The organism is Methylobacterium sp., from assembly GCF_019745455.1.
In the GTDB taxonomy this organism is placed as follows: domain Bacteria; phylum Pseudomonadota; class Alphaproteobacteria; order Rhizobiales; family Beijerinckiaceae; genus Methylobacterium.
In genome coordinates this window covers 39,171-65,470 of record NZ_JAIETD010000102.1, presented here as the reverse complement: position 1 = coordinate 65,470, position 26,300 = coordinate 39,171, and the positions used below count along the sequence as shown (strand labels likewise).

Sequence of the window (26,300 nt, the reverse complement as noted above, 5' to 3'; positions counted from 1 at the left end):
CCGCGAAGCGCCGGAGCGAATGAACCGTCGTTCGCCTCGCGCCACGCCCCCGCCAGAGCGATCTCACCTCGAAGCCTCTGCTCGGCGTAAGAAGAGGAAGGCTCCAGCGTCATTTGATCCAGAGGCCGATGCTGGTCGAGGCGTGCGCATCTTCGCCGGCACCCAGGTTTCACTACGCTGGATGAGGCATTTGCCGGGCATCCATGACCTGACGCCCTGCCAGGAAGTTCACGATGACTGCAATCACGCGCCGCTCGCTCCTGAAGGGCACGCTCGCCACCGCGGTCGCGGCGGGCGTTTGCCCGTCGCGACTTTGGGCGCAGGCTGTCGAGCCGCGGCCGCTCCCCATTCCCGAACTCATCGACGCGCGCCGGCAAGGCAACGCCCTTGCGCTCAGGGCCGAAACCGGCCGGACCGCGTTCTTCCCAGGGCGTGCATCCGCGACGCGCGGCTTCAACGGAAGCTATCTCGGACCGACGCTCCGCATCCATCAGGGCGACGAGGTCGAGCTGGCCGTGACGAACGCCATGCCCGATGCGACCGCCGTGCACTGGCACGGGCTCCTGGTGCCGGCGGAGAGCGACGGCGGTCCGCATCAGCCGGTGGAGCCAGGGTCGACATGGCGGCCTCGTATCAGGGTGGACCAGCCGGGCGCGACATTGTGGTACCATGCCCACGTCCATGGCGACACCGCGCGGCAAGTGTATGAAGGACTGGCCGGAATGCTCCTCCTCGCCGACGAGGCGAAGGAGCGGGATCTGGGCCTGCCGTCCGAATACGGCGTCGACGATATTCCCCTCGTCTTGCAGGACAAGCTGTTCGAGGACGGTCGCCTCGTCTATCCCGTGCATCCGCTGTTCATGATGCAAGGGGTGCGGGGCGCCACGGTCCTTGTCAACGGCGCCGCGAACCCCGTCGCGCGCGTCCCGGCCGGTCTCGTTCGCCTGCGCCTCCTCAACGGGGCCAACGCGCGCGTGTTCGATCTCTCATTCTCGGACGGTCGCACCTTCCACTGGATCGCGAGCGATGCCGGTCTTCTGGAGCGACCGGTCGAGCGGCGCTCGCTGTGGCTCGCGCCCGGCGAGCGCGCCGAGCTGCTGGTCGATTTCTCCGACGGGCGTGCCACCGCGCTGCGCACGGGACCGGACCCGACCCTCGCACGGGGGATGATGGGCGAGATGGGAATGATGGGGATGGGCGGCAGGGCCGAGCCGCTCGACGCCGCCGCCTCCATTCTGGCCCTTGAGCCGCGGCCTCGATATCGCAACGCCCCGCCGGTACGGGTCCCCGACCGTCTCGTCGAGCTCGAGCGCGTCAACCCGGCGAAGGCCGTGCGGCGGCGCCAACTCCGTCTTACCATGGGCTGCTGCGGCATGGAGGGCGGCGGCATGGAGCACGGGATGGCGCGTGGTGGAATGGAACCGGGAATGATGGGGCGCGGCATGGGTCCACCGGGCGGCGGCATGATGGGCCGCGGGATGGGGATGCGCGGCATGTTCGGCATCAACGGCCGGCCGTTCGAGCTGGAACGGATCGACCTGACGGTTCGCTTTGGCGACACGGAAATCTGGGAAGTGTCGGGCGATGCGATGCCCCATCCCTTTCATATCCACGGCGTGCACTTCGAGGTGCTGAGCCGGGCGGGATCTCCGCCCACGATTGCCGATCAAGGCATGAAAGACACGGTTCTGGTGCAGGAGCGTGTCGAGCTCCTCGTCAGGTTCGACTGGCCGGCCGTGAATGCTCCGTTCGTCTACCATTGCCACATCCTCGAACACGAGGAAGGCGGCCAGATGGGTCAGTACAAGACCGTCTGAAGAGAGGAGCGGACCATGCATCGCATCTTCAAGCGTTCCATGCCGCTCCCGGAATTGCCAGGCCTTCGGCAGGTTCGATGGGCCCGCCTGCCCATGGGCTCTGACCTGCGCATCGGCGTGCTGGCCACGCTCGCCAGCGTCTTGCTGGGAGTGGGCTCCGGGACCGCCGAGGCCCAAGCGCCGGCGACAATGGCTTGCGCGACGATCGGGGAGCCCGAGGTCGCGCAACTGTTCGAGCGCTGGAACGCGGCGCTCAAGACAAAGGATCCCGATGCGGTGACCCGGATCTACGCCCCGGACGCCGTCCTCCTGCCGACGGTATCCAACAGGCCACGCTCGAACAGCGCGGAGATCCGCGCGTACTTCGTCGAGTTCCTGCAGAAGGACCCGCAAGGCCGCATCGACAGCCGGACGGTTCGGATCGGCTGCAACACGGCCTTCGATGTCGGCACCTACACCTTCACGCTGAAGGGCAAGGAACCGGGCACGACCGAGCAGGTCCCGGCGCGCTACAGCTTCGTCTACGAGTACCGGCACGGACAATGGGTCATCGTCCACCACCACTCGTCCGTGATGCCCGAGACCGTGCGCTGAGACCGATCGAAGGCTCGGAGCCGACTAGGGGATGGATCGCGCTCCATTCTGTCTCAAGAAGAGCGAAGACCGTTCGACCCATGATGTGACGCTCGGGTGAGGCCAGGAAAGCGCTCATTTACCGCGGACCCGCTCCTTTCGCCCGAGCAGGTTGGTCGGGCAGGGGCGACCATCCGATCGCCCCAATCCCTTCGCTCTGATTGCCGAGGAACGCCTCAGCGTTCCTTTTTACGGAGTTCGGCTTGGAGCTCCTTCATGTCTTTCTCGTTCTGCTCCTTGGTCTTGCGCGCCTCCTTTCGAACGTCATCGTCTTTGCTGTGCTTGAGCGCGACCTCGGACATGTCCACCGCGCCCTGATGGTGGGCGATCATCTGCTTCATCCACGACTTGCCTGGATCGGGGTCCATCATACCCTGCATCATGTCCTTGTTCATCTTCTCCATGGCCTGTTGATATTCTTTCTGAGCCGCGTTCATGTTGGCCATGTTCATGCTCTGCATTCCTCCCATTGAGCTACCACCTTGCATGGAGCCGCCTTGCATGTTGTGCTGCATGCCTTGCATGCCGCCGCCACGCTCGCCGCCCTGCATCTGCTGGGCCGCGGCCGGGAGGACAGCAGCAAGGGCGGCGGCCAGCGCGACCGACGTGAGGGTAAAAGCTCGTGTCATAATCATCTCCTTTGGTAGGACAGCACACCCCTAACCCTTTTTGCGGGCTGAAGGTTCAGGACGACTGCTCACGCGGGACCACGGAACAGCCAGGAAAACAGCGGTTCGCCGGCCTCTTGGACCTAAGCTCGCGGCCTATCCGGACCTGCTCCCCGCATTCACATCGCCCATCACCTCGATCCGGTAGTCGACCCCGATCCAATCGCCCTGCTCCCAGCGGATCGCGAACTCGACGTATTGGCCGCCGCGCAGCCCGGCCGTGTCCAGGGGCACAGCATAAAAGCCGAGGCCGGTGTCTTCCGCGGCGGTCTCCGTCACCGCCTGCCAGCCGTCCCGGCCCCAGCGGACCACGCCCGGCCGGGGCAGGGCGACCACGATGCGGCTCCCGGCCGGAGCGGACCGTATCTGCGCGTGCGGGCACCAGAACGCGCAGTCGGCCTTTCGCGGCTGGCCCTTGTAGCGCTCCCAGACGGCTCGGGGCCGGTCAAGCGGATGACCCAAGCCGCGCGACACGACGAGCTTGACGAACTCGGCATGGGCCCAGACGAGCGGCATCGCCGACCCGGTCGGCCGCCCCGGCTGGAGCCGCCTTTGTGGAATCGGGCCTGCGTCCCACACCTGCTCGGGGATCATGCCGCCCGGGCTAGCGGTCGCCGCCATGGTTTGCAGGATCGGCAAGGGGTCCTGGCCCGCAACGACGTCGTAGTGGCCGCGCTCGCCCGCGAGCAGCGGCCAGGGCCGGCCGATGCCCGTGCCGTCATAGGGCCGGCCGTCCTCATGCTCGCCGTAGCCGTCGCCGTTGTAGCGGCGCCAGACCGGCCCGGACGGCGTGTCGACCTTGAGCAGGCAGTCGACCACCTGGAGGCTGTCGCGGACGAGCGGGTCGCTCGGGCTGCGCAGGCCGAAGCGGACCAGTTGCAGGAAATCCGTGCTGACCTGGTCGCTCGCCTTGAGGATCGCGCCGTCGGCGCGGTTGCGGATGGGGATGAACTCGTCGAGCGCACCGGGTCCGTTCTCCAGGACCGATGGAGGAGCGGTGCGGACATAGTAGCCGCTCACGCCCGCCTCGCGGGCCAGATCCGTGCCCTTCGCGACGGTCCAGTTCTCGATGTTGGCGTTCCAGAAATCGGCGAGAGCGAGCGCCCAGCGGCCGGCGGCCCTATCCAGAAAGGCGCTTCCCGTCACGAAGGCCGCGATGCAGGTCGCGAGCGTGAACGCGTTGAGCCCGGCGTTTTCTTCCCAGCGGTCCTGGTCGGTCGAGGGACCCCGGCGGGCGATGCAGCCGAGCGCTCGCCGGACCATGTCGGCGGGCTCGATGCCTCCGAGCGCACCGCGCTCGGCGAGCGCCGCCGCGAGCAGGACCGGAAATGCGGTCTCGTCGAGCTGGATGCCGCGCCAGTAGGGCTCGCCGCCGAGCCACTGGTTCTGGTGCCAGTGCCCTTCCGTGCTCTGGGTCGCGATCAGGTAGCGCAGCGTGTCGCGGGCTTCGGCCTCGCCGCCGAAGGCGAGCAGCGCGCCGGCGCATTCGACGAGGTCGCGCGGCCAGACGAGGTGGTACCCGCCCCGCTCGTTGCCGCTGTCGCCCCACGGCACGCTGAGGCTCGCCACCATGGCGCCGGGATAGGTTTTGTCGAGGTGGGTGCGTAGCACCGTCGTGGAGGTGACGAACTGCTCCCGCAACTCATCGGGGACGTCCACAGGAGACGCGCAGCATTCGCCGCAGCGCCGGTGCCAGGCTTCCCAGTCGGACAGTTGGGCCTGGAGGAGATTGTCGAAGGGCTGCATCAGCGACGAGACCGCGAGGGTGGTGGCGGCCTCGCGGCTGCTCCCGAAGCCGAGGGCGAGCACACAGCGGTTCGGCAGTTCCGCCATGAGGGCGATGTTCCCCGGACCCGCGGCGAGGTGCTCCCAGGTCATCGCCCCGTTGCGCGCGAAATCCTGCCAGCCGTCGCTCGCGCCGACGTAGCCGGCGCTCGCCCGTCCGATCGCGTCCTGCTGATGGTCGTCGACGGCGGCCAGCGCCAGAGCGAAGGGCGAGCGCTCTGCCCACAGAACACGCCGGCCGCGATGCTGCGCGACCGTGGCGCGATTGCCGTATCCCGTCGCACCGAGGTGAGGCGCCAGCAGGACGTAAAGGCGCAGATCCGGCTCGCCGCTCTCGAGGGAGCACTCAAGCGCCAGGACGTCCCGGCGCGGATCGGGCGAGACCCTCAGGCGCAACGTGTAGCGCGCATGGCCATGAACGATCTCGTAGGCCGGGACGCCGGGGCCGAGCGAGCGCAAGCTGTAGTCGCTGCCGCGCTTGACCTCGGCCCAAAAGCCCTTGCCGTCGGCGACGATGAAGCCGAGGTCCCGGATCTGGGGGAGGTCGACCCGCGGCCAATAGACCTCGTTGACGATGCCGTAGCCGAGCGTGAACCAGAGGCGCGCCGTCCCCAGCGAGCATCCGACCACATCCTTGGCGCTGCTCGTCCAGGTAGGCGGGATTCCGGGCGCGCCCGGTGCATCGGACCTTGCATCCGGCTCCAGGTGATCGGCCAGACGCGGACGCGCTCTCATGACCTGGACGGCGGTCTCAGCATCCGCCGGCGGCAAGCTCAGTCCTCGGCCCGAACTACGTTGTTCCATGCGTCTGCCTGTCTCTCGCTTCGGGCGGCGTCGGAGCGTTGCACCAGCGCCGGGTGGACGGCCCCCTCAATCGATCTTGTGCGAAAGCACCGTACTTAGGTCTGACTTTTCAACATTGGACGCGCGTTGGTTCCAAAGCTTACAGCCTCAAGCGCAATGCTCATTGTGGCCCCCGACGACCGGGCATCATGGGGCTGGTCTCGACTCCGCTCATCGACCCGAAAGCGGCATTGGTCCCGTAAGGACGGAAACGCCCAAGATCACGCGGGAGAACGCTAATGGGCTGCATCACTTGAACCTCCGTGACAGGCATTCCGCAAATACGATCCACTCCCTCGGGCGCTGCGTTGCGCGTTCATGCAGCGGATCCGCTGACGCGTTAGTTCGCGTGAGCGGGCCGGTCAGGCGGATGCGCCCTATCGGGGCTTTCCCCAGCCGACCCATGTCCCTGGCCGCCCGGGGCGCCGAATGCTTCGTAGACCGCCTGCAGGCGCTGTTTCGCCGTTTCGGCCGGCTCGACGCCCTGGCCGGTAACGGCGACGGAAGCGCCGTGTCCGTAGACCATCTCGCCCCCGTACCAGCCCTGGAAAGCAGTGAGCCCAACCACGACAAGAGCCGCGGTTCCATAGAGAATGTGCTGCCAGCGCGTAGCCCAGAGGCCGATGCGCCAGCGCCAGAGCGCCAGAAGGATGATCGCGACGAGGACCGTCCATCCAAGCCGCAGATGCAGATGGATATAGCCGTCGAGTTCGGGGCCGAGCGTGGCCCGGTTCATGTCGTAATAGCCTGCGGCCACGGCCGCGGTCCCGGCGAGCGCGGCCGCCATCAGCGCCCAGAAGCCCGCCGCGCGTAAAGATGCGCTATGCAGCCATGAGCCGATCAGGTCGGCTGCCACCGAGAAGACCACGAGGGCGATCGGGAAATGCACGATGGCCGGATGGATGGGCGGCATCGCTTCGCCTCTCTCCCGTGTCTTCCACCAGATCTGCGAACCTCGGCACGACTCGCAACCCAAGGGCCAGCGCTGAAGCGAGGCCCCCCGTCGTTTCCGACCGCGGAGAGGTGAGATGCCTTGCAGGCAGGAAGCGGGGCCCGCATGCGCGCGCCCCGCTCCCGATGAAAATTGACGGGCTACATCTTGTGCCCAGGAGGCATGTTTTGCATGTTCATGCCGCCGCTGGACTTCGAGCTTTTCTTCGCCTTCTTGCCCTTTTTCTTGTCGCTGGCGACAAGCGTCACCATGCCGTCCGAGCTTTGGGTCAGGCTCTGGCCTGCGCCAAGGGACGCCGGCATCGCGACGGCAAACTGAGCGCCGGCGAAGATCAGGGCGGTTGCCAGGAGTGTTGCCTTCCGCATTCGAGTCTCCTTCTGGTGAGGACTGTCCCTCGGTGGACATGGTCAATGCGAGCGGGCGCGATCGGTTCAGGCGCCTCGTCACTTATGGACGAGCGACTCCCGGTCTCATTACAGGTCGAAGCGGCGGCTGAATGAGGTTGCCGATCACCTACCCATCCGGGTGATCCAGGCACCGTCACGCCTTTCCGCCGCGCCGCCTCGAGGCGGACGCGTCGCCGGCTCTCATGCCCGTCAGCACCTCCGAGCGGCATGGAAGACCCTTTCGCATTGCCGGCATCCAGATGCTCTTGCCGGCGCGCGGGTCGACGGCGCGGAACGACCGTCCTTCGACGTTTCCGTCAGCATTGCGGCTTCTGCATGCCTCAGTCCCGCAATAAGGGCGCCGCTCCCAGTAATCTAGCGGAACCGACCGCGTCTATCCTCGAGAACCCTGTCCTGCGCGGCCGTGCGCCCGGACAGCGTCCGCGGGTCGAGTGAGGGGCGAGGCGATGACAGCCGGTGCGGCAAACGACGAGCTCTGCATCAACACGATCCGCACGCTCGCCATCGACGCGGTGCAGAGGGCCAGGTCCGGCCATGCCGGCGCGCCGATGGCGATGGCGCCGGTCGCCTACACGCTCTGGCAGCGGTTCCTGCGCTACGACCCGGCCGATCCGACCTGGCCCAACCGGGACCGGTTCGTGCTCTCGGCCGGGCATGCTTCGATGCTGCTCTACGCGGTCCTGCATCTTGCTCAAGTGCAGTCGGGGCCCGGCTCGGACCGGCCGAGCCTGACGCTCGACGACCTCAAGCGCTTCCGCCAGCTCGACAGCCGCACGCCCGGGCATCCGGAGTTCGGGTTCACCCCCGGCGTCGAGACGACCACCGGCCCCCTCGGCCAGGGCTGCGGCAACAGCGTCGGCATGGCGATGGCCGGACGCTGGCTCGGCGAGCGCTACAACCGGCCCGGGCTCACGCTGTTCGACTTCGACGTCTATGTCCTGTGCAGCGACGGCGACCTGATGGAGGGGGTGGCCAGCGAGGCCGCCTCGCTCGCTGGCCACCTCAAGCTCGCGAACCTCTGCTGGATCTACGACAACAACACGGTCACCATCGAAGGCCACACGCCGCTCGCCTTCAGCGAGAACGTGGCCGTGCGTTTCCTTGGCTACGGCTGGAACGTGCTCAAGGTCGCGGATGCCAACGACACCGCGCAAATCGAGAACGCGCTGCGGTCCTTCCGCCAGACTGACAACGCTCCGACGCTGATCGTCGTCAACAGCGTCATCGGCTACGGCGCCCCGCACAAGCAGAACACGGCGGCCGCGCACAGCGACCCGCTCGGTGAGGAGGAGGTGCGCCTCGCCAAACGGTTCTACGGCTGGCCCGAGGACGCCCAGTTCCTGGTGCCGGACGGCGTTTACGAGCGCTTCCGGGAGGGCGTCGGGCGGCGCGGCCGGGAGCTGCACGAGGCGTGGGACGCGGCGCTGCGCACCTGCCGCGAGCGCCATCCCGATCTCGCCGACGAGGTCGAGCGCCTGCTCGGCCGCGAGCTCCCGGACGGCTGGGACGGGGAGCTTCCGAGCTTCCCCGCCGGCGAGAAAGGGACCGCAACGCGGGATGCGTCCGGCAAGGTTCTGAACGCCGTTGCGGCAAGGGTGCCCTGGCTCATCGGCGGCTCCGCCGACCTCGCGCCCTCGACCAAGACGAAGCTTACCTTCGACGGCGCCGGCGACCTGGGGCCGGAACAGCCGGGCGGACGCAACCTCCACTTCGGGGTGCGCGAGCACGCCATGGGCTCCATCGTCAACGGCCTCGCTCTGTCGGGCCTGCGCCCGTTCGGCTCCACCTTCCTCATCTTCAGCGACTACATGCGGCCCCCGATCCGCCTTGCGGCGCTGATGGAATTGCCGGTGTTCCACGTGCTGACCCACGACTCGATCGGCGTCGGCGAGGACGGGCCGACCCACCAGCCGGTCGAGCAGCTCGTCGGCCTCAGGGCCATCCCCGGGCTGATCGTCCTGCGGCCGGCCGACGCCAACGAGGTCGCGGAGGCCTACCGGGTCGTCATGCGGTCGAGGCGTCAGCCGGCCTGCCTCGTCCTGAGCCGCCAGGCGCTGCCGGTCTTCGACCGCGCCCGCTACGCGCCCGCGTCCGGCCTTGCCCGCGGCGCCTACGTGATAGCCGACGCCGAGAACGGGCGGCCGGAGGTCATCCTCATCGGCACGGGCAGCGAGGTCCGGCTCTGCATCGCGGCTTACGAGCGCCTCACCGGCGAGGGCGTCGCCGCCCGCGTGATCAGCATGCCCTCCTGGGAGCTGTTCGAGCAGCAGGACGGCGGCTATCGCGACAGCGTGCTGCCGCCCGCCGTCACGGCTCGGGTCGCCGTCGAGCAGGGCTCGGTCATCGGCTGGGACCGCTACGTCGGCAGCACGGGCGCGGTCATCGGCATGCACACCTTCGGCTCGTCCGCGCCGCTGAAGGATCTCCTGAGCAAGTTCGGGTTCACGCCCGAGAAAGTCTACGAGGCCGCCAAAGCCCAGATCGGAAGCGGAGCTGCGTGATGAACCCGCTCAAGGCCCTCCAGGACCAAGGTCAGGCCGTCTGGCTCGACTTCGTCGCGCGCGGCTTCATCTCAGATGGGCACCTCAAGCGGCTCGTGGAGCAAGACGGCCTGAGGGGCGTGACCTCGAACCCGGCCATCTTCGAGAAGGCGATCGCGCACACCGACGAGTACGACAGCTCTCTTCGCACTGCCGAGAGTCAGGCCGATCTCCCGGTCATGACTCTGTTCGAGCGGCTCGCGATCGAGGACATCCGCAACGCGGCCGACGTGCTGCGGCCGGTCTACGACGCGACTGACGGAGCCGACGGCTTCGTCAGCCTCGAGGTGTCGCCCTACCTCGCCCTTGAGACGCAGGACACCCTCGACGAGGCGAGGCGGCTTTGGCGCGAGGTCGGCCGCGAGAACCTGATGATCAAGGTGCCGGCCACTGAAGCCGGCTTGCCGGCCATCCGCGCCCTGATCGCGGAGGGGATCAACGTCAACGTGACCCTGCTGTTCGCGCAGGACGTCTACGAGGCCGTGGCGAACGCCTACATCGAGGGGCTCGAGGCGCTTGCCGCCAAGAGCGACGTGAGCCGGGTGGCGAGCGTCGCGAGCTTCTTCGTCAGCCGCATCGACAGCGCCGTCGACGGGCGGCTCGATCAGACGATCCGGGAGGCCAACGATCCGGACGAGAAGGCGGCGCTCGCACGGCTCAAGGGCAAGGTCGCGATCGCCAACGCCAAGCTCGCCTATCAGCGCTATAAGCGCCTCTTCGCCACCCCGCGTTGGAACGGATTGGCCGTGAGGGGCGCCCGCCCGCAGCGCCTCTTGTGGGCGTCGACCGGCACCAAGAACAAGGCCTACCGCGACGTCCTCTATGTCGAGGAACTGATCGGGCCGGACACGGTCAACACCATGCCGCCCGCCACCCTGGACGCCTTTCGCGACCACGGGCGGGTGCGCCCGAGCCTGGAGGAGGATGTCGGAGAGGCGCAGCGCGTCCTCGTGGCGCTCGCCCAGACCGGGATCTCGCTCGACGAGGTCACGGCCGGCCTGGTCGAGGAGGGCGTGCAACTCTTCGTGGACGCGGCCGATAAGCTCCTCGGTGCCGTGGCCGGCAAGCGGGCCGCGATCCTCGGCGCGCGCCTCAACGGCCAGACCCTCGCGCTCGGCCCCGACCTCGATCGCGAGGTCGGGGCCACGGCCGAGGAGTGGCGGGCAAGCGGCGCCGGGCGGCGGCTGTGGCGCAAGGACAAGAGCCTGTGGACCGGCGCCGACGAGGACCGCTGGCTCGGCTGGCTCGAGATCGTCGATCGCGAGCTCGGCCGCGTCGACGCCTATCGCGCCTTCGCCGAGGAGGTGCGGCGCGAGGGATTTTCCGACGCGGTCCTCCTCGGCATGGGCGGATCGAGCCTCGGGCCCGAGGTCCTGGCCGAGACCTTCGGCACGGCGCCAGACTTTCCGCGCCTTCGCATCCTCGATTCGACCGACCCGGCCCAGGTGCGCGCGACGGAAGAGGCGATCGACCTCCAGACGACGCTCTTCATCGTCTCGTCGAAGTCGGGCTCGACCCTCGAGCCCAACATCTTCAAGGACTACTTCTTCGAACGCGTGGCGGGCGTCGTCGGGCGTGATCGCGCGGGACAGCGCTTCGTCGCCGTGACGGACCCCGGCTCCTCGATGGAGCGGGCCGCGCAGGGCGCCGGGTTCCGGCGCATCTTCCACGGCGATCCCGGCATCGGCGGGCGCTATTCGGTGCTCTCGGCCTTCGGCCTTGTCCCGGCGGCGGCCGCCGGGCTCGACATCGGGCGGTTTCTCGAATCCGCCCGCCTCATGGCGCGCTCCTGCGGTCCCGACGTGCCGCCGGCGTCGAACCCCGGCGTGCTGCTCGGCCTCGCCATGGGCCTCGCGGTGCGCCAAGGCCGCGACAAGGTTACGATCGCGGCCTCGCCCCGAATCGCCGATTTCAGCGCCTGGGCCGAGCAGCTTCTGGCCGAGTCGACCGGCAAGGACGGCAAGGGCCTGATCCCGGTCGCCGCCGAGCCCTTGGGGCCCCCCGAGGCTTACGGAAGCGACCGCCTCTTCGTCCATCTCCGGCTCGACCGGGAGGCCGATGCGGATCAGGACGCGGCGCTCGCCGCGCTCGAGGGGGCCGGGCACCCGGTGGTGAGGATCGCGGTCGCCGCCCCCGAGACCCTCGGCCAGGAGTTCTTCCGCTGGGAGTTCGCCACCGCGGTCGCTGGCGCGGTAATCGGCATCAACCCGTTCGACCAGCCGGACGTCGAGGCCAGCAAGGTGAGGACGCGCGAGCTCACGGCCGCCTACGAGAAGAGCGGGGAGCTTCCGCTCGAGATGCCGCTGTTCTCGGGCGAAGGGGTCGAAATCTACGCCGACCCGCGCAACGCCGACGCGCTGCGCGAGCTTGTCCGGGACGACCACCTCGAAGGCTGGCTCCGGGCGCACCTGAGGCGCCTCAAGCCGCGCGACTACTTCGCGCTCCTTGCTTACATCGCCCGCAATCCGGAGCACACGGCGGCGCTGCAGAGCGCGCGCCTCGCCGTACGCGATGCCAGGCGGGTCGCGACCTGCCTCGGGTTCGGACCGCGCTTCCTGCACTCCACCGGCCAGGCCTACAAGGGCGGGCCGAACTCGGGCGTGTTCCTCCAGGTCACGGCGGACGACGCGGAGGACCTCGCCATCCCAGGCCACGCCTTCGGGTTCGGCACCGTCAAGGCCGCGCAGGCCAGGGGCGACTTCGAGGTGTTGGCGGAGCGCGGCCGGCGGGCCCTGCGCGTTCATCTCAAGGGCGGCGATGTCGCGGCCGGGCTCGCGTCCCTCGATGCGGCGATCCGGCGGGCCCTGGCATAGGAGGGGAGCAGTGATGCAGCTTGGAATGGTCGGCCTCGGGCGCATGGGCGCGAACATCGTGCGCCGCCTCCTCCGGAGTGGGCACGCCTGTGTAGTCTACGACCGTGATCCGGAACCGGGCCGGCAGCTTGCTGCAGAGGGGGCGTTCGCCGCAGCCGAGCTTCGGGACGTGGTGGCGGCAATGGAGCGGCCGCGACACATCTGGGTGATGCTGCCCGCCGGCCAAGTCACGGAGACCACGCTTCGCGAGCTGTCCGAAATGCTGGATGCCGATGACGTCCTCATCGACGGCGGCAACTCTTTCTACAAGGACGACATCCGCCGCGCGCGCGAGCTTTCGGCCAAGGGGCTTCACTATGTCGACATCGGTACCAGCGGCGGCGTGTGGGGCCTGGAGCGCGGCTATTGCATGATGATCGGCGGCGACAAGGCGGTCGTGGACCGCCTCGATCCGATCTTCGCGGCTCTGGCGCCGGGCCTCGGCGACATCCCCCGGACACCCGCCCGGGACGGTCGGGATGGGAGGGCCGAACGGGGGTACATCCATGCCGGCCCGAGCGGCGCCGGCCACTTCGTCAAGATGGTCCACAACGGCATCGAGTACGGCCTCATGCAGGCTTACGCCGAGGGCTTCGAGATTCTGAAACACGCGAACGCGGCCGAGCTGCCGCCGGAGCAGCGGTTCGACCTCGACCTCGCGGACGTGGCCGAGGTCTGGCGGCGGGGCAGCGTGATCTCGTCCTGGCTGCTCGACCTGACCGCGATGGCGCTGGCGCGCGATCCCAAGCTCGAAAGCTTCGAAGGTTACGTGCAGGATTCGGGCGAGGGCCGCTGGACCATCAACGCAGCCATCGAGGAGGCGGTGCCTGCGACGGTTCTGTCGGCGGCGCTCTATGCGCGCTTCCGCTCGCGCCAGGAGCACAGCTTCGCCGACAAGATGCTCTCGGCCATGCGCAAGGGGTTCGGTGGCCACCAGGAGCCGACGAAGATCTGAAGCGTGACGTTCGCCACGCGGGAGCCGCGCATGATCCATCACGACACCCCTCCGAGAGCGAGCGCCGCGAAACCGGCGCCGGACTGCACGCTCGTCATCTTCGGCGTCACTGGAGACCTGACGCATCGGCTCCTGATGCCGGCGCTCTACAATCTCGCGCGCTGGAACCTCCTACCTGAGCGCTTCGCCATCGTCGGCGTCGGCCGCAGCGAGATGGGCGCCGACGACCTGCGCGACGACCTTACCAGGACCATGGAGGGCTTCGTCACGGACAAGGGCGGCGAGTTCTCGGCCGACAGCCTCGACCGGGAGGCCTGGGCCAGGGTCGTCGGCCGGCTGGACTACCTCGCCGGCGATGTCGAGGACCCGGCGACGTATCAAGAGCTGTCGCGGCGCATCGGGGCTTCGCGGGAGGCCCAGGCTGCCGGCGGCAACGTGCTGTTCTATCTCGCGGTCGCGGCCCGCTTCTTCGGCCCGGTGGTCAAGTGGCTCGGCGAAGCGGGGCTCACCCGAGAAGGGGAGGGCGCCTGGCGGCGGGTGATCATCGAGAAACCCTTCGGCCACGACCTGCCCTCGGCGAGGGCGCTGAACCGGGACGTCCTCGCGGTGCTGAGGGAGGACCAGGTCTTCCGGATCGACCACTTCCTCGGCAAGGAGACCGTCCAGAACATCATGGCCTTCCGGTTCGGCAACGGCCTATTCGAGCCGTTGTGGAACCGCGACCGCATCGACCACGTCCAGATCACGGTCGCCGAGACGGTCGGGGTCGAGAAGCGCGGCTCGTTCTACGACGCGACCGGCGCCATGCGCGACATGGTCCCGAACCACCTCTTCCAGCTCTTCACGATGACGGCCATGGAGCCGCCGATCTCCTTCGAAGCGGATGCCGTGCGCGACAAGAAGGAGGAGGTGCTCATGGCCGTGCACCAGCTCTCCGAGGACGCGGCCGCGCATCAGGCGGTGCGCGCGCAATACGCCGCCGGAACCGTGCGGGGCCAACCGGTGCGCAGCTACCGCGACGAGCCGGACGTGGACCCGGGCTCGCAGACCGAGACCTACGTCGCGCTGCGCCTGACGATCGACAACTGGCGCTGGGCCGGCGTGCCGTTCTACCTGCGCACGGGCAAGGCCATGACCAGGCGCGACACGGAGATCGCCATCCAGTTCAAGCAGGCGCCGCTGGCGCTGTTCCGCGGCACCGCCGTCGAGGCCTGCATCCCGAACTGGCTCGTGCTGCAGATCCAGCCGGACGAGGGCATCTCGCTGCAGTTCGGCGCCAAGGTGCCGGGCACCGAGGTGCGGCTCGGCGCCGTCAACATGGACTTCCTCTACAAGGACTATTTCCAGATCCAGCCGAGCACCGGCTACGAGACGCTCATCTACGACGCCATGATCGGCGACGCGACCCTCTTCCAGCGCGCCGACAACATTGAGGCCGGCTGGCGCGCTGTGCAGCCCGTGCTCGACGCCTGGTCGGACGGGCGCGCCCCGATGGCGGCCTACCCGGCCGGCAGCGCAGGCCCGAAGGAGGCGGACGATCTCCTCGCCCGCGACGGCCGCGCCTGGCGCCCGCTGTGAACCCCGCTGGTCCGGCTCCAACGAAAGAGTTGCCATGTCCCCGCGCCCGAAGCCGCAACGTCTGTCCCTCCTCCTTGCCGACGTGGACGGCACGCTCGTCGACGAGAACAAGATCCTGACCGAGCGCGCCGCCGCGGCCGTGCGGGCCCTTCGGCGGAAGGGCGCCCGCTTCGCCGTCACCAGCGGCCGGCCGCCCCGCGGCATGGCCATGCTGATCGAGCCGCTTGCGCTCCACACCGTTATCGCCGGCTTCAACGGGGGCGTCTTCGTCCGGCCGGACCTCTCGATCATCGCCGAGAAGACCCTGTCCCGCACGGCCGCCGAAGAGGCGGTCCGCACCATCCTCGATCACGGCCTGGACGCCTGGGTCTACGCCGGCAACGACTGGCTGATCCGAAAGAAGGACGCCGCCCACGTGGCGCGCGAGGCCTGGACGGTCAAGTTCGAGCCGACCGTCACGGACGACCTCGCGCGCGGGTTCGACCGCGCCGCTAAGGTCGTCGGTGTCAGCGACGACTACGACCGCGTCGCGGCCTGCGAGGCGGCGCTCCAGGAGAGGCTGGGCGCGCAGGCCTCCGCCGCTCGGTCGCAGCCCTATTACGTCGACGTGACCCACCCCGAGGCCAACAAGGGTTTTGTCGTCGAATATCTCTCGCGCGAGCTCGGCATCCCGGCGGACGAGATCGCCACGATCGGCGACATGCCGAACGACGTCCTGATGTTCAGGAAGAGCGGCTTCTCGATTGCCATGGGCAACGCGAGCGCGGAGGTCCAGTCGCAGGCGGACGCGGTGACGGCCTCCTACACCGACGACGGCTTCGCCAAGGCCGTCGAACGCTACTTGCTCGACGATGACGGGCATTCGAATTCGGGCGGGAGCGCATGATGGCCGCCCTGCCGGCGAACGTCCACGTCTTCGACAACGGGGAGGCCGTCGCGCAGGCCGCGGCCGCCGCCTTCCGGGAGATCATCGCGAGTTCTCCCGGCGACCGGATCGCCGTGTGCCTGTCCGGCGGCTCGACCCCGAAGCGGCTCTACAAGCTTCTCCTCGAGCAGGGCAATGGCAAGCGCATTCCCTGGGATCGTGTTCACTGGTTCTGGGGCGACGAGCGCTTTGTGCCCATGCGGGATGAGCGCAGCAACGCCGGCATGGCCTGGGGCGCGTTCCTGGCCCATGCGCCCGAGCCGCTCGAGACCGTTCATGTCGTCCCGCTGACCTCGAACAGCGCCGCACATAGCGCCGAGCTGTATGAGGAAGAACTCAAGGAGTTCTACGGGGCGCGCCAACTTGATCCCGCCCGCCCCTTGTTCGATCTCGTGCTGCTCGGCCTTGGCGAGGACGGGCATACCGCCTCGCTCTTTCCCGGCTCTCCGGCGCTCGACGAGCGCGAACGCTGGGTGACCTCGGTCGAGGAAGCCGGCCAGGCGCCGTTCGTTCCCCGCGTGACCCTGACGTTCCCGGCGTTGGAGTCGGCACGCGAGGTGCTGTTTCTGGTGAGCGGAGCGGCCAAGCGCAAGGCGCTCGCCCGCGTGCTGGCGGGCGAGGACCTTCCCGCCGCGCGCCTGCGGCCATTGGGCCGGCTGCGCTGGCTGGTCGATCGTGCGGCCGCGCCGGAGGACGGCCGGTGAGCGGAGCATCATCCCCGCCCAAGGTCCAGCAAGCCGAGTTGCCGTCGGTGATCGTCGTTATGGGCGTCTCCGGCTCCGGGAAGAGCACCATCGCCTCGATGCTGGCGCACCGGCTCGATTGGCCGTTCGAGGACGCCGACTGGTTCCACCCGCCCGCCAATGTCGAGAAGATGCAGAGCGGCGTCCCGCTCACCGACGAGGACCGCTGGCCGTGGCTCCGGGCCATCGCCGCCTGGATCGACGAGACGCGCGCGGCCGGGCAGCACGGCGTCCTCGCCTGCTCGGCGCTCAAGCGCTCCTACCGCGACATTCTCGTCGGCGGCCGCAGCGACGTGAGGATCGTCTACCTGACAGGCGGGCGGGAGCTGATCGCAAGACGGATGGCCGCTCGCAGCGGGCACTTCATGCCGCCGGGGCTCTTGGACAGCCAGTTCGAGACGCTGGAAGAGCCCGGCCCCGACGAGAACCCGATCGTCGTGTCGATCGATGCCCGCCCCCGAGAGATCGTCGACGTGATCGTGAGGGAGCTGGGCGGCAACCCGGATTCTGACGCTGTGGCTCACACCGCTGAGAGCTCTGCCCGCCCGCCTCGACCAGGACGCGATCAGGGATGAGCAAGATTTCACTCCTGGTGTCGGATGTCGATGGGACGCTCGTGACCTCCGACAAGCGCCTCACCGAGGCGAGCCGGCGGGCGGTGCGGCGCCTATCCGAACACGGGATTGCCTTCACGATCACGAGCAGCCGTCCCCCGATCGGCCTGCGCATGCTGGTCGCGCCGCTCGGACTCCAGCTGCCGATGGTCGCGTTCAACGGCGCCGCAATCGTGAGGCCTGATCTCGAGCCGATCGAGGAGCGCTTCATTCCGCCTGAAGCGGCTCGTCAGGCCATTGAGGTCCTGTCGTCCTTCGGCGTCGGCATCTGGGTGTTCCCGGCCGGTTGCTGGCTCGTGACCGATCCGGTCGGCGACTACGTCGAACGAGAGCGCCGGACGATTCAAGCGGAGCCCGACGTGGTCACGACCTTTGGGCCTTACCTCAGCCGTGCCGCCAAGATCGTGGGGGTGAGCTCCGATCACGACCGCCTGGAGGAATGTGAAGCGGCGGCGCAGGCCGCCCTGGGCGCAAGCGCTTCGATCGCACGCTCTCAGCTGTACTACCTCGACATCACGCCGCCTGACGTCGATAAGGGCACGGCCGTCGATAGTCTATCTCGCCAGTTGCAGATCCCCCTAGAGAACATCGCAACGGTCGGCGACATGGAGAACGACCTCCCGATGTTCCGCAGAGGCGGATACAGCATCGCCATGGGCAATGCGACCGAACAGGTCAAGCGCCAAGCTCAAGCCGTCACGCTTTCGAATGATGAGGACGGTTTTGCGGCCGCCGTCGAACGCTTCATCCTTCAGAGAGATTCCTGACGATGAAAGAGAACGCCACGCGGCCAGCGCAGCCGTCCGATACGCGACCCGCCTTGAGCGCGGAGGAAGCCGGGCGCCTCGATGCCTATTGGCGCGCGGCGAACTACCTGTCGGTCGGACAGATCTATCTGCTTGACAACCCGCTCCTGCGCGAGCCCCTCAGGCCCGAGCACGTCAAGCCGCGCCTGCTCGGGCACTGGGGCACCACGCCCGGGCTCAACTTCATTTACGCCCACCTCAACCGCGTCATCAAAGCCCGCGATCTGTCGATGATGTACGTGTGCGGCCCCGGTCACGGCGGGCCCGCCATGGTCGCCAGCACCTACCTGGAAGGCACCTATAGCGAGATCTATCCCGAGGTCACGCAGGATGCGGACGGAATGCGCCGGCTGTTCCGGCAGTTCTCTTTTCCGGGCGGCATTCCGAGCCACGCGGCGCCGGAGACCCCAGGCTCGATCCACGAGGGCGGCGAACTCGGTTATGCGCTCATGCACGCGTTCGGCGCGGCGTTCGACAATCCGGACCTGATCGTGGCCTGCGTCGTCGGAGACGGGGAGGCTGAGACCGGCCCGCTCGCCGCCTCGTGGCACTCCAATAAATTCCTGAACCCGGCCTCCGACGGGGCCGTCCTGCCGATCCTCCATCTCAACGGCTACAAGATCGCCAATCCGACCATTCTCGGGCGAATGGGTGGGGACGAGCTGCACAGCCTCCTCAGCGGCTACGGCTACGAGCCCCTGTTCGTGGAGGGCTCCGAGCCCGAGCCGATGCACCGGCTCATGGCGGCGGCGCTCGACGACGCGCTCGACCGGATCGAGGCCATTCAGGACCGGGCGCGCCGGGGCGGCTCCACGGAGCTTCCCCGCTGGCCGCTGATCGTGCTGCGCAGCCCCAAGGGCTGGACCGGCCCGAAGGAGGTGGACGGCAAGAAGGTCGAGGGCTTCTGGCGCTCGCACCAGGTGCCCATCGACCGGGCGCGCGACAACCCGGACCACCTGCGCCTCCTGGAAGAGTGGATGCGCAGCTACAGGCCCGACGAGCTGTTCGGCGAGGACGGCGGGCTCCGCCCCGAGCTCCGCGCCCTCGCGCCCGAGGGCGAGCGCCGCATGGGCGCGACCCCGCACGCCAACGGCGGCATCCTGATGCGCCGGCTCACGCTGCCGGACACCCGCGACCACGCGGTCGACGTGCCCAAGCCCGGAGGATCGCACGGCGAGGCGACGCGCGTGATGGGCGCCTATCTGCGCGATGTCCTGCGCTTGAACGCCGCCACGCGGAACTTCCGCCTCATGGGGCCGGATGAGACCTCCTCCAACCGGCTCGACGCCGTGTTCGAGGTCACCGACCGGGCATGGGTCGGACCCGTCCTCCCCGAGGACGTGCACCTCGCTCCCGAGGGCCGCGTCATGGAGGTCTTGAGCGAGCACCTCTGCCAGGGGTGGCTTGAAGGCTACCTGCTCACCGGCCGGCACGGCTTCTTCTCTTGCTACGAGGCCTTCATCCACATCGTCGACTCGATGTTCAATCAGCACGCCAAGTGGCTGAAGGTCTCGCGCGAGCTGGCTTGGCGGCGCCCGATCGCCTCGCTGAACTACCTGCTCACCTCCCATGTCTGGCGCCAGGACCACAACGGGTTCAGCCACCAGGACCCGGGCTTCATCGACCTCGTCATGAACAAAAAGCCCGACGTCGTGCGCGTCTACCTCCCGCCCGACGCCAACTGCCTGTTGTGGGTCACGGACCATTGCCTGCGCACCTACGACCGGATCAACGTGATCGTTGCCGGCAAGCAGCCCGCCCCGCAATGGCTGACAATGGACCAGGCCGTGACGCACTGCACGGCCGGGATCGGCATCTGGGACTGGGCCTCGAACGACCAGGACGCCGAGCCCGACGTGGTGATGGCCTGCGCCGGCGACGTGCCGACGCTCGAGACCATCGCAGCCGTCGGCCTGCTGCGGGAGGGGCTGCCCGACTTGAAAATCCGGGTCGTCAACGTCGTCGACCTCATGACCCTCCGCCCGAAGGAGGAGCACCCCCACGGGCTCAGCGATCGCGAGTTCGACGGGCTGTTCACGACCGACAAGCCGGTGATCTTCGCCTATCACGGCTACCCCTACCTGATCCACCGCCTGACCTACCGCCGCACCAACCACGTCAACATCCACGTCCGCGGCTTCCAGGAGGAAGGCACGACGACGACACCCTTCGACATGGTCGTGCTGAACGAGCTCGACCGGTTCCATTTGGCGATGAGCGTGATCGAGCGCGTGCCCCGCCTCGGCTCGCGGGCGGCGCACGTCAAGCAGCGCTTCCGCGACAAGCTCGTGGAGCACAAGGACTACACGCGCCGCCACGGCGAGGACCTGCCCGAGATCCAGGACTGGAGTTGGCCCTACAAGACGTCGGCCGAAGCCGGGGATTAAAGACTGGGAAGACTCCGGCGATCCCGATCGACTCTTCGCGAGAGCAGCTGGTGACCGGTGATCAGCTGGAGGCTCTTCAGGTGAATGCGATCATCGGGGCGCCCCGAGCCCAACCTGTTCCGGTTGGCAAACCGGAGGAGATCTGGAGCAGGTTCATCGCGTGCGGCCTCGGGCGCTTGGGCCGCTTGGGTCCTGAAGCTTGCCCTCGCGTGCTGTAAAGAGATTGCGTAGAGCTGAACCGCTACAGGTAACTGGCACCGGACAACCGGCTTCAAACGTCTTACCCGCAAGGGATACGACGTGAGCGACCTAAGGACCGGCGCGCTGCTCGAATCCCTCCATGACCTCGTTCACCGGTTGCTCGGGATCGATTACCCGCACGGCCACTGGTGGGTAACCGTCATCTCTCTTCTGATCTTTGTCATTATGCCGAGCTGGATGGCGTGGCACGGCTTTCGCCTGGCGCGCTGGACCGTCTCGTTCCTTCGGTCCCGATCTCGCTCACGTCAGGCGGGCAGCCGCGCCCGGTCCATGGCTCGCGAAGCCTCGCGTTACCCGCCCCTCGAGCGCGCGGTACTACGCTGGACGCTGCGGCCCCAGATCAAGCTGCTCGCGATCTCTTTGCTCGTCATCCCGACGACATACCTCACGCTCGAGCTGCCCAAACATATCGTCAATCATGCACTCGCATCCGGCGGGCCGAAGATGGACCTTCTCGGGCTCACACTGGATCGGATGACTTTGCTGCTCGTGCTCTGCGCCGGTTACCTCGCTGCCATTACGCTGAATGGCACCGTCAAATACTACGCCAACGTCGCTCAAGGCCGGATCACCGAACGGATCGTCAGGCGCCTTCGCATCGCCGTGGTGCGGACGCGGGCGCGTCAGCAAGCAAAGGCGGACAGCGCCGCGCTGATCTCGGTTGCAATCAGCGAGTGCGAGCCCATCGGCTATTTCGGCGGCAACATCCTGAGCGTGCCTGTTCTGCAGGGCGGCACGCTTTTGACAAGTCTCGTTTTTCTCCTCATGCAGGATGTCGCGATGGCGCTTGCCGCCGCCGTGATGCTGCCGGTTCAGATTGCCGTCCTGCCCCGCCTGCAGGCTCGCATCAACGCCGCCGTACGCAAACGCGTTCATGCGACCAGGAGCCTGAGCAGCGCTCTATCACACTCGTCAGAGCCGTCGTCGCCATCGTCCGCCTCGCTCAGCCGCGATCGGTTGCGGCGGGTGAAGGAGCTCGAGCACATCCGTCTGAGGATCAACGAACTGAAGGCGAGGCTCAAGAGCCTCTACAACTTCACGTCCAACCTCACGCCCTTCTTCTTCTTCACGATCGGGGGATATCTCGTCATCCAGGAGCGGCTGTCGATCGGAGCGCTGGTGGCGGCGCTTGCCGCCTATAGGGAGATCAACCCGTCGCTGCGGGCGCTGTTCGAGTTCATGCAGGCTTGGTCGGACGCCCGCGCCCGCTATGACGAGGTGGTCCGGGTGATCAGTCCGGCCGAGGGTCGGACAGGCCAGGGGGCGAGCGCCGCGAGCTGAAGCGCGTTCGGGATCGGCAGACATGAGACGGCAGGTTCGTCCGCTCAGGCTGGCCAGGTATTCGGCCGTGTTTTTCCGTCGCCCAGCTTCCATGGCCACCATTGACCGGGATGCTTGACATTTCCTTTGGGTGACTCCAAAGAGCAACAGGTTGAGCCCTCAACTCCCGTGTGCTCCGTCCCCAATGCCGTTCGCCCGCTGCACCTCCCGAACATAACGGATGATCGTACGAAGCTCGGCCTCGCTCACCTCGGGCTGCGGCGGCATGTTGCCGAACCTCCAGTGGTGCTGACGCACCCCAGCCCGTACGGCCACGTGAAAGGCGGCATCGGCGTGGTGCCCCGGCTCGTAGATCCGGTGGGCCAGCGGAGGCCCCTGCTCGGTTCCGGCGCCTATCGCGCCGTGACAACGGGCACAATGGGTCTCATACGCCCTCTTGCCTTGCAAAGCATCCGCCGACAGCGTGGCTGGCCGGCTGACCTGCGCCGGTGCTTGCGGCGTCCGAGGCGAGAGCGCCCACATGACGGCAAGGCCGCCGAGGAGCGCGGCCGAGAGGACCAGCCAAGACGAGCGGTTCATAAGCCTGCTTCCATCAGCGCCATGACAAAAGGAGCGCAGCACCTCATTGCCGAAGGCGGGGCCGTGCGGAAGGGGATGTCCCGCGGCGGCCCCGCCAGGAGACCACCGCACCGGCGAGGGGGCGACCGGTTCGTGCGGCGGCCGCCAGGGCGAGGGAGTTTCGCCTTCTGGATCTTGGTGACCGCTGTGCGCTGCCCGTCAAGATGGAGAGACGCGGGCACGCCCATTCGATTACAGTCGGCCGCTCGCGCAAACGCTTCGTGATGGGTTCGTCAGCTTCCCCGACAGACGCGACCATCGACTATCTTACCGCCGAGCTGCAGGTCCATGATCGTCAGGTCGGGCAACCACGCTGGCAACACGGGGGCAACGTCGCCTCCTCACCAACCAAGGTTGGTGAGGTCCTCAGCAGCCGGCGAGCTTCGGCGTTCGTTCGACGGCAAGGTCGAACAATGGGCGCAGCCGCGTACCGAGGATATTGCCGGCGAAGGCCGCCACGAGCCAAAGCCATCCATGCAGGCTCGAGGATGCGATGCCGCTGAAGTACGCGCCGATGTTGCAGCCGTAGGCCAGCCTCGCGCCGTATCCGAGAAGCAGGCCCCCGACCACGGCGGCCAGCGCGGAGCGCAGCGGAACCCGCCAGACTGGAGCAAACCGGCCTGCGAGACCGGCCGCGAGGAGAGCGCCCGTTATAATGCCGATATCCGTGACCGTGGTGACATCCGCGAGTACGTTCGACTCCAACGCAGCTTTGTTGGCGGGAGATGACCAGTAAGGCCAACTTGCGACGTCGAAGCCCAGAGTCCACGCGATCTTCGAGCCCCAGAGCGCGAACGCCGACGTGATCCCCCAAGGGCGCCCGGCCAGCGCCAGCGTGATGAAGTTGAGGATGGCGAGCGCGGTCGCGCCGGCGACCAATGGCCAGGGTCCGCGCAGAAAACGTGCGAGGCCTCGCCGCGGCGGCTCGTCCGCGGCGATCAGGCGCCCGTGGCGCCGTCGCTCGAGCACGATCGTGAGCACGGCAATGGCCGCGAACACAACAAGATGGGCGGCGAGCGCCGTCCAAGGGCCCCAGAGCTTGACAAGTGAGACGGGCGGCAGGGACGGGAGGGCAACCCACCAGTGGAAATGGGCCGCTCCGATCGCGGAGCCTGCGATGAAGGCGGCGAGCGTGATCAGCATGCGCGTCGAACCGCCGCCAGCCGTATACAGGGTCCCAGACGCACACCCTCCGCCGAGTTGCATGCCGATTCCGAAGAGGAACGCGCCCACCACGACCGATGGACCAAGCGGCGACACGAAGCCGGAAACCGGCTGACCGAACAGAGAGCCGGCGGCGAGGGCCGGAAAGAAGAGCGCGGTGGCGATGGCCAGCATCAGCATCTGGGCGCGCAACCCGGCGCCGCGGCGATCGGCGATAAACACCCGCCAAGCCGACGTGAAGCCGAAGGCGGCGTGATACAAAACGAGGCCAAGGGCTGCCCCGAGCACGTAGAGAGCCGCCTGACGGTGGTCCACCGTGTCCGCAAGCACGGCGGCACCCGTGACGAGGAGGGCCGTCGCAACGAGGGTCGGGACCAGATTGACTCGCGCCAACGCAGCCTGGGATGGCTGAGGCCCGGACGCCAGGACGCCAGCGGATGCGATCATACCCAAATTCCTTCTCTCAATTTGCATGTGCGCCTGATGATGATCGATTTACAGAGCCCTCAGGAACGGGTCTCATGAATTCAGCCTGGTTGCCGGCACCGGCCGCCGGAGGGCGTTCGGGAACCGCGTCGCGACGTACGCGTAAGCGAAGTACTTCACGATCTTGCCGAGCCAGATGGCGAGCGCCACCTCCGGGATCGGCAGACGATAGATTCCCGCCATCGCGAGGGTGGGCAGCTTCGGGATCGGCAGCGGCAGGGCCATGAGCCCGAACAGCGTCACGGAACCGTACTGGGACAGCCAGTCTGTCCCCTGCACCCAAGCCCGCGAGGTGGTGAGCTCGGGATAGCGCTCGGCCAGCACGCTCCAGCCGAAGTGATGGAAAGCGAGGTAGAGGCCGAGGGCGGCCAGGGCGCTTCCCGTCGCGGCGCAGAACGCGACGCTCATCCAGCGCCGCCCGCTCGTTAAGGCGCCGACCACGACGAGCCATTCGACCGGAACCGTCTGTGTGATCGTTGCGACAAAGGCGAACCCGCCGAGGAGAAGAGGGAAGACCGGGCGCGCTCCCTGACGCATCACAAAGGCCAACACCCGCTGCGCCGCCGCGTGTACGATCATCCCGCAGTCCTCATGCGAGGCCGCCACCCGTCGTCCACTCTGCGGAAGCCGCAGGGTGCGACGCATGGATCAGCCTCTCGGGAAGGCTCGAGCCGACGCGACCCGACGGCTCCTCCTCACGGCGACCCGCCGTTGCCGTTCGCCGCTGAGCGCCGGCTCCGGGCATGGCGGCCGCGTTGAAGACAGCAGCCGGTTGGGCACATCTCCGCATGGCTGAGAAGCGCCTCACGCAGCGCCTTGCGCGCGCGATGCAGCCGTACGGCGACGTTGCCGGTGCTCAACCCGAGATCACAGGCGATCACAGCGTGCGACTGTCCGAGGAGATCGGCGCGCCGCAGCAGGTCCGCGAATTCCGGCTTGAGCGTGGCCAAATGCGAGGTCGATGAGGGTGCTCCTCAGGATGCAGCGAAGCCAGGCATCGACGCGCGCGCAATCCGCCAGCTGATCGCTCGACTGGAGTGCCCTCACGCAAAAGTCCTGGAGAGCGTCCTCCGCTGCTTGTGCGGTCCGAAGGCGCCGGCGCAGGTAGCGCAGGAAAGATGCACGGTTCCGGACCAGGGCTGCCCTGACCTCCTCCTGGAGATCATCAGCCGGCTTGGATTCGGGGCGGGTTGCGGTTGCTCGCGGAACGTGGCGAGGGCTCTCGCGAGACCCTCGTACGGACACACTGTGGTAGGACATGGGAGGGAAGCACGCTGACGAGAGGCTCCTGCCCGGAAAGGGGCGGTGACCATCGGGTTGTCGTTGGAGCGTTGCGGTCCGACACTGCCGTCGATGTCCGTCAACCGCGAACGTAGGCGTTCGAGCGGACGGAACTCGGCTGAATGGCTCCCCGACGACAGGCAAAGCAGCGAAGCGCGAGCGTGCCGCGGTGGCAGGAATCCTGCTTCGGAAGACCGAACGCATGACGGCGCGACGAAGCGCGCCCGGGCCGGCAACCCGGCCCCAACTCCGTGCTTAGGGTCTTGGTGGGCGCAACATGCCGTGGATCAGGGACCACTCCGGGAACGGGCGGTGCTCCGGAACGTCGCTGGGCGCCTTTGCGACTGAGTTGGGTGCCCAGACGACGAGGCTGCCCACAGCGTGGCAGGCGCCCCCCGCGCAACAGCCTCCGTCTGAATCTTCGTTCGGACAGAGGCCGATCCGGTCGCTGCGCAAAGCCACGGCAACTGAAACGGTTTCGGAGCTCACGACATGGATAAAGCCGACTGCCTCCACGCTCGCGGCCGGTGGTGCGCCATGCGCCTCAGCGATGCTGTCACCCAGGAGAATGGCTGCGAGGCTGAGGAGGGCGAGGAGGACAAGAGAGCGTACGACGAGGAGCGATCTACACCGCACTGGCAGATCCCACGTTCGTCGGCGAGAGACCATCTTTCCTCGAAGATCGGGTTCGCCCCTGGCCTTTT

At 67.8% G+C, this 26,300-nt stretch carries 21 protein-coding genes; 12 read left to right on the top strand and 9 right to left on the bottom strand.

All coding sequences use genetic code 11. The features are described 5' to 3' along the window. Positions 1-233: 233 nt before the first annotated feature. Complete coding sequence (locus K2Y56_RS19045; RefSeq protein WP_292511130.1) at positions 234-1,817, top strand: multicopper oxidase domain-containing protein; 1,584 nt, start codon at positions 234-236, stop codon at positions 1,815-1,817. 15 nt (positions 1,818-1,832) lie between these two features. After that, a complete protein-coding gene (locus tag K2Y56_RS19040) occupies positions 1,833-2,411 on the top strand; it encodes an SgcJ/EcaC family oxidoreductase (RefSeq protein ID WP_292511127.1) in 579 nt (192 codons plus the stop codon). A 215-nt stretch (positions 2,412-2,626) separates the two neighbouring features. On the opposite strand, the gene K2Y56_RS19035 is transcribed toward K2Y56_RS19040, so the two are convergent. From K2Y56_RS19035 to K2Y56_RS19020, 4 genes are all read right to left on the bottom strand, one after another. Then, on the bottom strand, positions 2,627-3,079 hold the full coding sequence (locus K2Y56_RS19035; protein ID WP_292511124.1) for a DUF305 domain-containing protein: 453 nt from the start codon (positions 3,077-3,079) through the stop codon (positions 2,627-2,629). A 135-nt stretch (positions 3,080-3,214) separates the two neighbouring features. After that, the gene (locus K2Y56_RS19030; protein WP_292511121.1) at positions 3,215-5,707 is read right to left on the bottom strand and encodes a glycoside hydrolase family 15 protein; all 2,493 of its coding nucleotides are present in this window, start codon (positions 5,705-5,707) and stop codon (positions 3,215-3,217) included. A gap of 379 nt (positions 5,708-6,086) precedes the next feature. Then, positions 6,087-6,659 carry a DUF2231 domain-containing protein gene (locus tag K2Y56_RS19025; protein ID WP_292511118.1) on the bottom strand — a complete coding sequence of 191 codons (573 nt, stop codon included), beginning with the start codon at positions 6,657-6,659 and terminating at the stop codon, positions 6,087-6,089. Between the two features lie 179 nt (positions 6,660-6,838). Continuing rightward, a complete protein-coding gene (locus tag K2Y56_RS19020; protein ID WP_292511116.1) occupies positions 6,839-7,063 on the bottom strand; it encodes a hypothetical protein in 225 nt (74 codons plus the stop codon). Between the two features lie 488 nt (positions 7,064-7,551). On the opposite strand from K2Y56_RS19020, the gene tkt reads away from it, so the two are divergent. From tkt to K2Y56_RS18970, 10 genes are all read left to right on the top strand, one after another. Further along, positions 7,552-9,606: a transketolase gene (tkt, locus tag K2Y56_RS19015; RefSeq protein ID WP_292511112.1), complete on the top strand. Its 2,055-nt coding sequence runs from the start codon at positions 7,552-7,554 to the stop codon at positions 9,604-9,606. Further along, positions 9,606-12,458 (top strand): bifunctional transaldolase/phosoglucose isomerase, encoded by a 2,853-nt coding sequence (locus tag K2Y56_RS19010; protein WP_292511109.1) that lies wholly within the window; start codon positions 9,606-9,608, stop codon positions 12,456-12,458. The genes tkt and K2Y56_RS19010 overlap by 1 nt, the downstream gene beginning before the upstream one ends. 13 nt (positions 12,459-12,471) lie before the next feature. Further along, the gene (gene gnd, locus K2Y56_RS19005; protein WP_292511106.1) at positions 12,472-13,452 is read left to right on the top strand and encodes a phosphogluconate dehydrogenase (NAD(+)-dependent, decarboxylating); all 981 of its coding nucleotides are present in this window, start codon (positions 12,472-12,474) and stop codon (positions 13,450-13,452) included. A 30-nt stretch (positions 13,453-13,482) separates the two neighbouring features. After that, positions 13,483-15,030, top strand: coding sequence for a glucose-6-phosphate dehydrogenase (gene zwf / locus K2Y56_RS19000; RefSeq protein WP_292511103.1), 1,548 nt, complete (start codon positions 13,483-13,485; stop codon positions 15,028-15,030). 34 nt (positions 15,031-15,064) lie between these two features. Then, on the top strand, positions 15,065-15,916 hold the full coding sequence (locus tag K2Y56_RS18995) for a Cof-type HAD-IIB family hydrolase (protein WP_292511100.1): 852 nt from the start codon (positions 15,065-15,067) through the stop codon (positions 15,914-15,916). Then, positions 15,916-16,659: a 6-phosphogluconolactonase gene (gene pgl / locus K2Y56_RS18990; RefSeq protein WP_292511197.1), complete on the top strand. Its 744-nt coding sequence runs from the start codon at positions 15,916-15,918 to the stop codon at positions 16,657-16,659. The genes K2Y56_RS18995 and pgl overlap by 1 nt, the downstream gene beginning before the upstream one ends. 59 nt (positions 16,660-16,718) lie before the next feature. Beyond that, entirely contained in the window at positions 16,719-17,273 is a 555-nt protein-coding gene (locus K2Y56_RS18985; RefSeq protein ID WP_292511193.1) for a gluconokinase, read from the top strand. Then, complete coding sequence (locus tag K2Y56_RS18980) at positions 17,270-18,079, top strand: Cof-type HAD-IIB family hydrolase (RefSeq protein ID WP_292511097.1); 810 nt, start codon at positions 17,270-17,272, stop codon at positions 18,077-18,079. The genes K2Y56_RS18985 and K2Y56_RS18980 overlap by 4 nt, the downstream gene beginning before the upstream one ends. 2 nt (positions 18,080-18,081) lie before the next feature. After that, complete coding sequence (locus K2Y56_RS18975) at positions 18,082-20,505, top strand: phosphoketolase (protein ID WP_292511093.1); 2,424 nt, start codon at positions 18,082-18,084, stop codon at positions 20,503-20,505. A 300-nt stretch (positions 20,506-20,805) separates the two neighbouring features. Next, entirely contained in the window at positions 20,806-22,047 is a 1,242-nt protein-coding gene (locus K2Y56_RS18970; protein WP_292511090.1) for a multidrug ABC transporter ATPase, read from the top strand. Between the two features lie 159 nt (positions 22,048-22,206). Here the strand turns inward: K2Y56_RS18970 and K2Y56_RS18965 are convergent, their stop codons facing one another. The 5 genes from K2Y56_RS18965 to K2Y56_RS26565 form a co-directional block, all read right to left on the bottom strand. Further along, a complete protein-coding gene (locus K2Y56_RS18965) occupies positions 22,207-22,626 on the bottom strand; it encodes a cytochrome c (RefSeq protein WP_292511087.1) in 420 nt (139 codons plus the stop codon). Positions 22,627-23,031: 405 nt separating this feature from the next. After that, positions 23,032-24,276: a YeeE/YedE family protein gene (locus K2Y56_RS18960; protein ID WP_292511084.1), complete on the bottom strand. Its 1,245-nt coding sequence runs from the start codon at positions 24,274-24,276 to the stop codon at positions 23,032-23,034. Between the two features lie 72 nt (positions 24,277-24,348). Beyond that, entirely contained in the window at positions 24,349-24,894 is a 546-nt protein-coding gene (locus tag K2Y56_RS18955) for a VTT domain-containing protein (RefSeq protein WP_292511081.1), read from the bottom strand. A 116-nt stretch (positions 24,895-25,010) separates the two neighbouring features. Then, on the bottom strand, positions 25,011-25,265 hold the full coding sequence (locus tag K2Y56_RS18950; protein ID WP_292511078.1) for a sigma factor-like helix-turn-helix DNA-binding protein: 255 nt from the start codon (positions 25,263-25,265) through the stop codon (positions 25,011-25,013). After that, positions 25,183-25,575 carry a sigma factor gene (locus tag K2Y56_RS26565; protein ID WP_366849119.1) on the bottom strand — a complete coding sequence of 131 codons (393 nt, stop codon included), beginning with the start codon at positions 25,573-25,575 and terminating at the stop codon, positions 25,183-25,185. Before K2Y56_RS26565 ends, K2Y56_RS18950 begins: the two co-directional genes overlap by 83 nt. Positions 25,576-26,300 lie beyond the last annotated feature (725 nt).

Excerpts from the sequence above, each read along its gene's own strand:
- K2Y56_RS19045 (WP_292511130.1), top strand. The coding sequence starts at position 234 with ATGACTGCAATCACGCGCCGCTCGCTCCTGAAGGGCACGCTCGCCACC.
- K2Y56_RS19040 (WP_292511127.1), top strand. The coding sequence starts at position 1,833 with ATGCATCGCATCTTCAAGCGTTCCATGCCGCTCCCGGAATTGCCAGGC.
- K2Y56_RS19035 (WP_292511124.1), bottom strand. The coding sequence starts at position 3,079 with ATGACACGAGCTTTTACCCTCACGTCGGTCGCGCTGGCCGCCGCCCTT.
- K2Y56_RS19030 (WP_292511121.1), bottom strand. The coding sequence starts at position 5,707 with ATGGAACAACGTAGTTCGGGCCGAGGACTGAGCTTGCCGCCGGCGGAT.
- K2Y56_RS19025 (WP_292511118.1), bottom strand. The coding sequence starts at position 6,659 with ATGCCGCCCATCCATCCGGCCATCGTGCATTTCCCGATCGCCCTCGTG.
- K2Y56_RS19020 (WP_292511116.1), bottom strand. The coding sequence starts at position 7,063 with ATGCGGAAGGCAACACTCCTGGCAACCGCCCTGATCTTCGCCGGCGCT.
- tkt (WP_292511112.1), top strand. The coding sequence starts at position 7,552 with ATGACAGCCGGTGCGGCAAACGACGAGCTCTGCATCAACACGATCCGC.
- K2Y56_RS19010 (WP_292511109.1), top strand. The coding sequence starts at position 9,606 with ATGAACCCGCTCAAGGCCCTCCAGGACCAAGGTCAGGCCGTCTGGCTC.
- gnd (WP_292511106.1), top strand. The coding sequence starts at position 12,472 with ATGCAGCTTGGAATGGTCGGCCTCGGGCGCATGGGCGCGAACATCGTG.
- zwf (WP_292511103.1), top strand. The coding sequence starts at position 13,483 with ATGATCCATCACGACACCCCTCCGAGAGCGAGCGCCGCGAAACCGGCG.
- K2Y56_RS18995 (WP_292511100.1), top strand. The coding sequence starts at position 15,065 with ATGTCCCCGCGCCCGAAGCCGCAACGTCTGTCCCTCCTCCTTGCCGAC.
- pgl (WP_292511197.1), top strand. The coding sequence starts at position 15,916 with ATGGCCGCCCTGCCGGCGAACGTCCACGTCTTCGACAACGGGGAGGCC.
- K2Y56_RS18985 (WP_292511193.1), top strand. The coding sequence starts at position 16,719 with ATGGGCGTCTCCGGCTCCGGGAAGAGCACCATCGCCTCGATGCTGGCG.
- K2Y56_RS18980 (WP_292511097.1), top strand. The coding sequence starts at position 17,270 with ATGAGCAAGATTTCACTCCTGGTGTCGGATGTCGATGGGACGCTCGTG.
- K2Y56_RS18975 (WP_292511093.1), top strand. The coding sequence starts at position 18,082 with ATGAAAGAGAACGCCACGCGGCCAGCGCAGCCGTCCGATACGCGACCC.
- K2Y56_RS18965 (WP_292511087.1), bottom strand. The coding sequence starts at position 22,626 with ATGAACCGCTCGTCTTGGCTGGTCCTCTCGGCCGCGCTCCTCGGCGGC.
- K2Y56_RS18960 (WP_292511084.1), bottom strand. The coding sequence starts at position 24,276 with ATGATCGCATCCGCTGGCGTCCTGGCGTCCGGGCCTCAGCCATCCCAG.
- K2Y56_RS18955 (WP_292511081.1), bottom strand. The coding sequence starts at position 24,894 with ATGATCGTACACGCGGCGGCGCAGCGGGTGTTGGCCTTTGTGATGCGT.
- K2Y56_RS26565 (WP_366849119.1), bottom strand. The coding sequence starts at position 25,575 with ATGTCCTACCACAGTGTGTCCGTACGAGGGTCTCGCGAGAGCCCTCGC.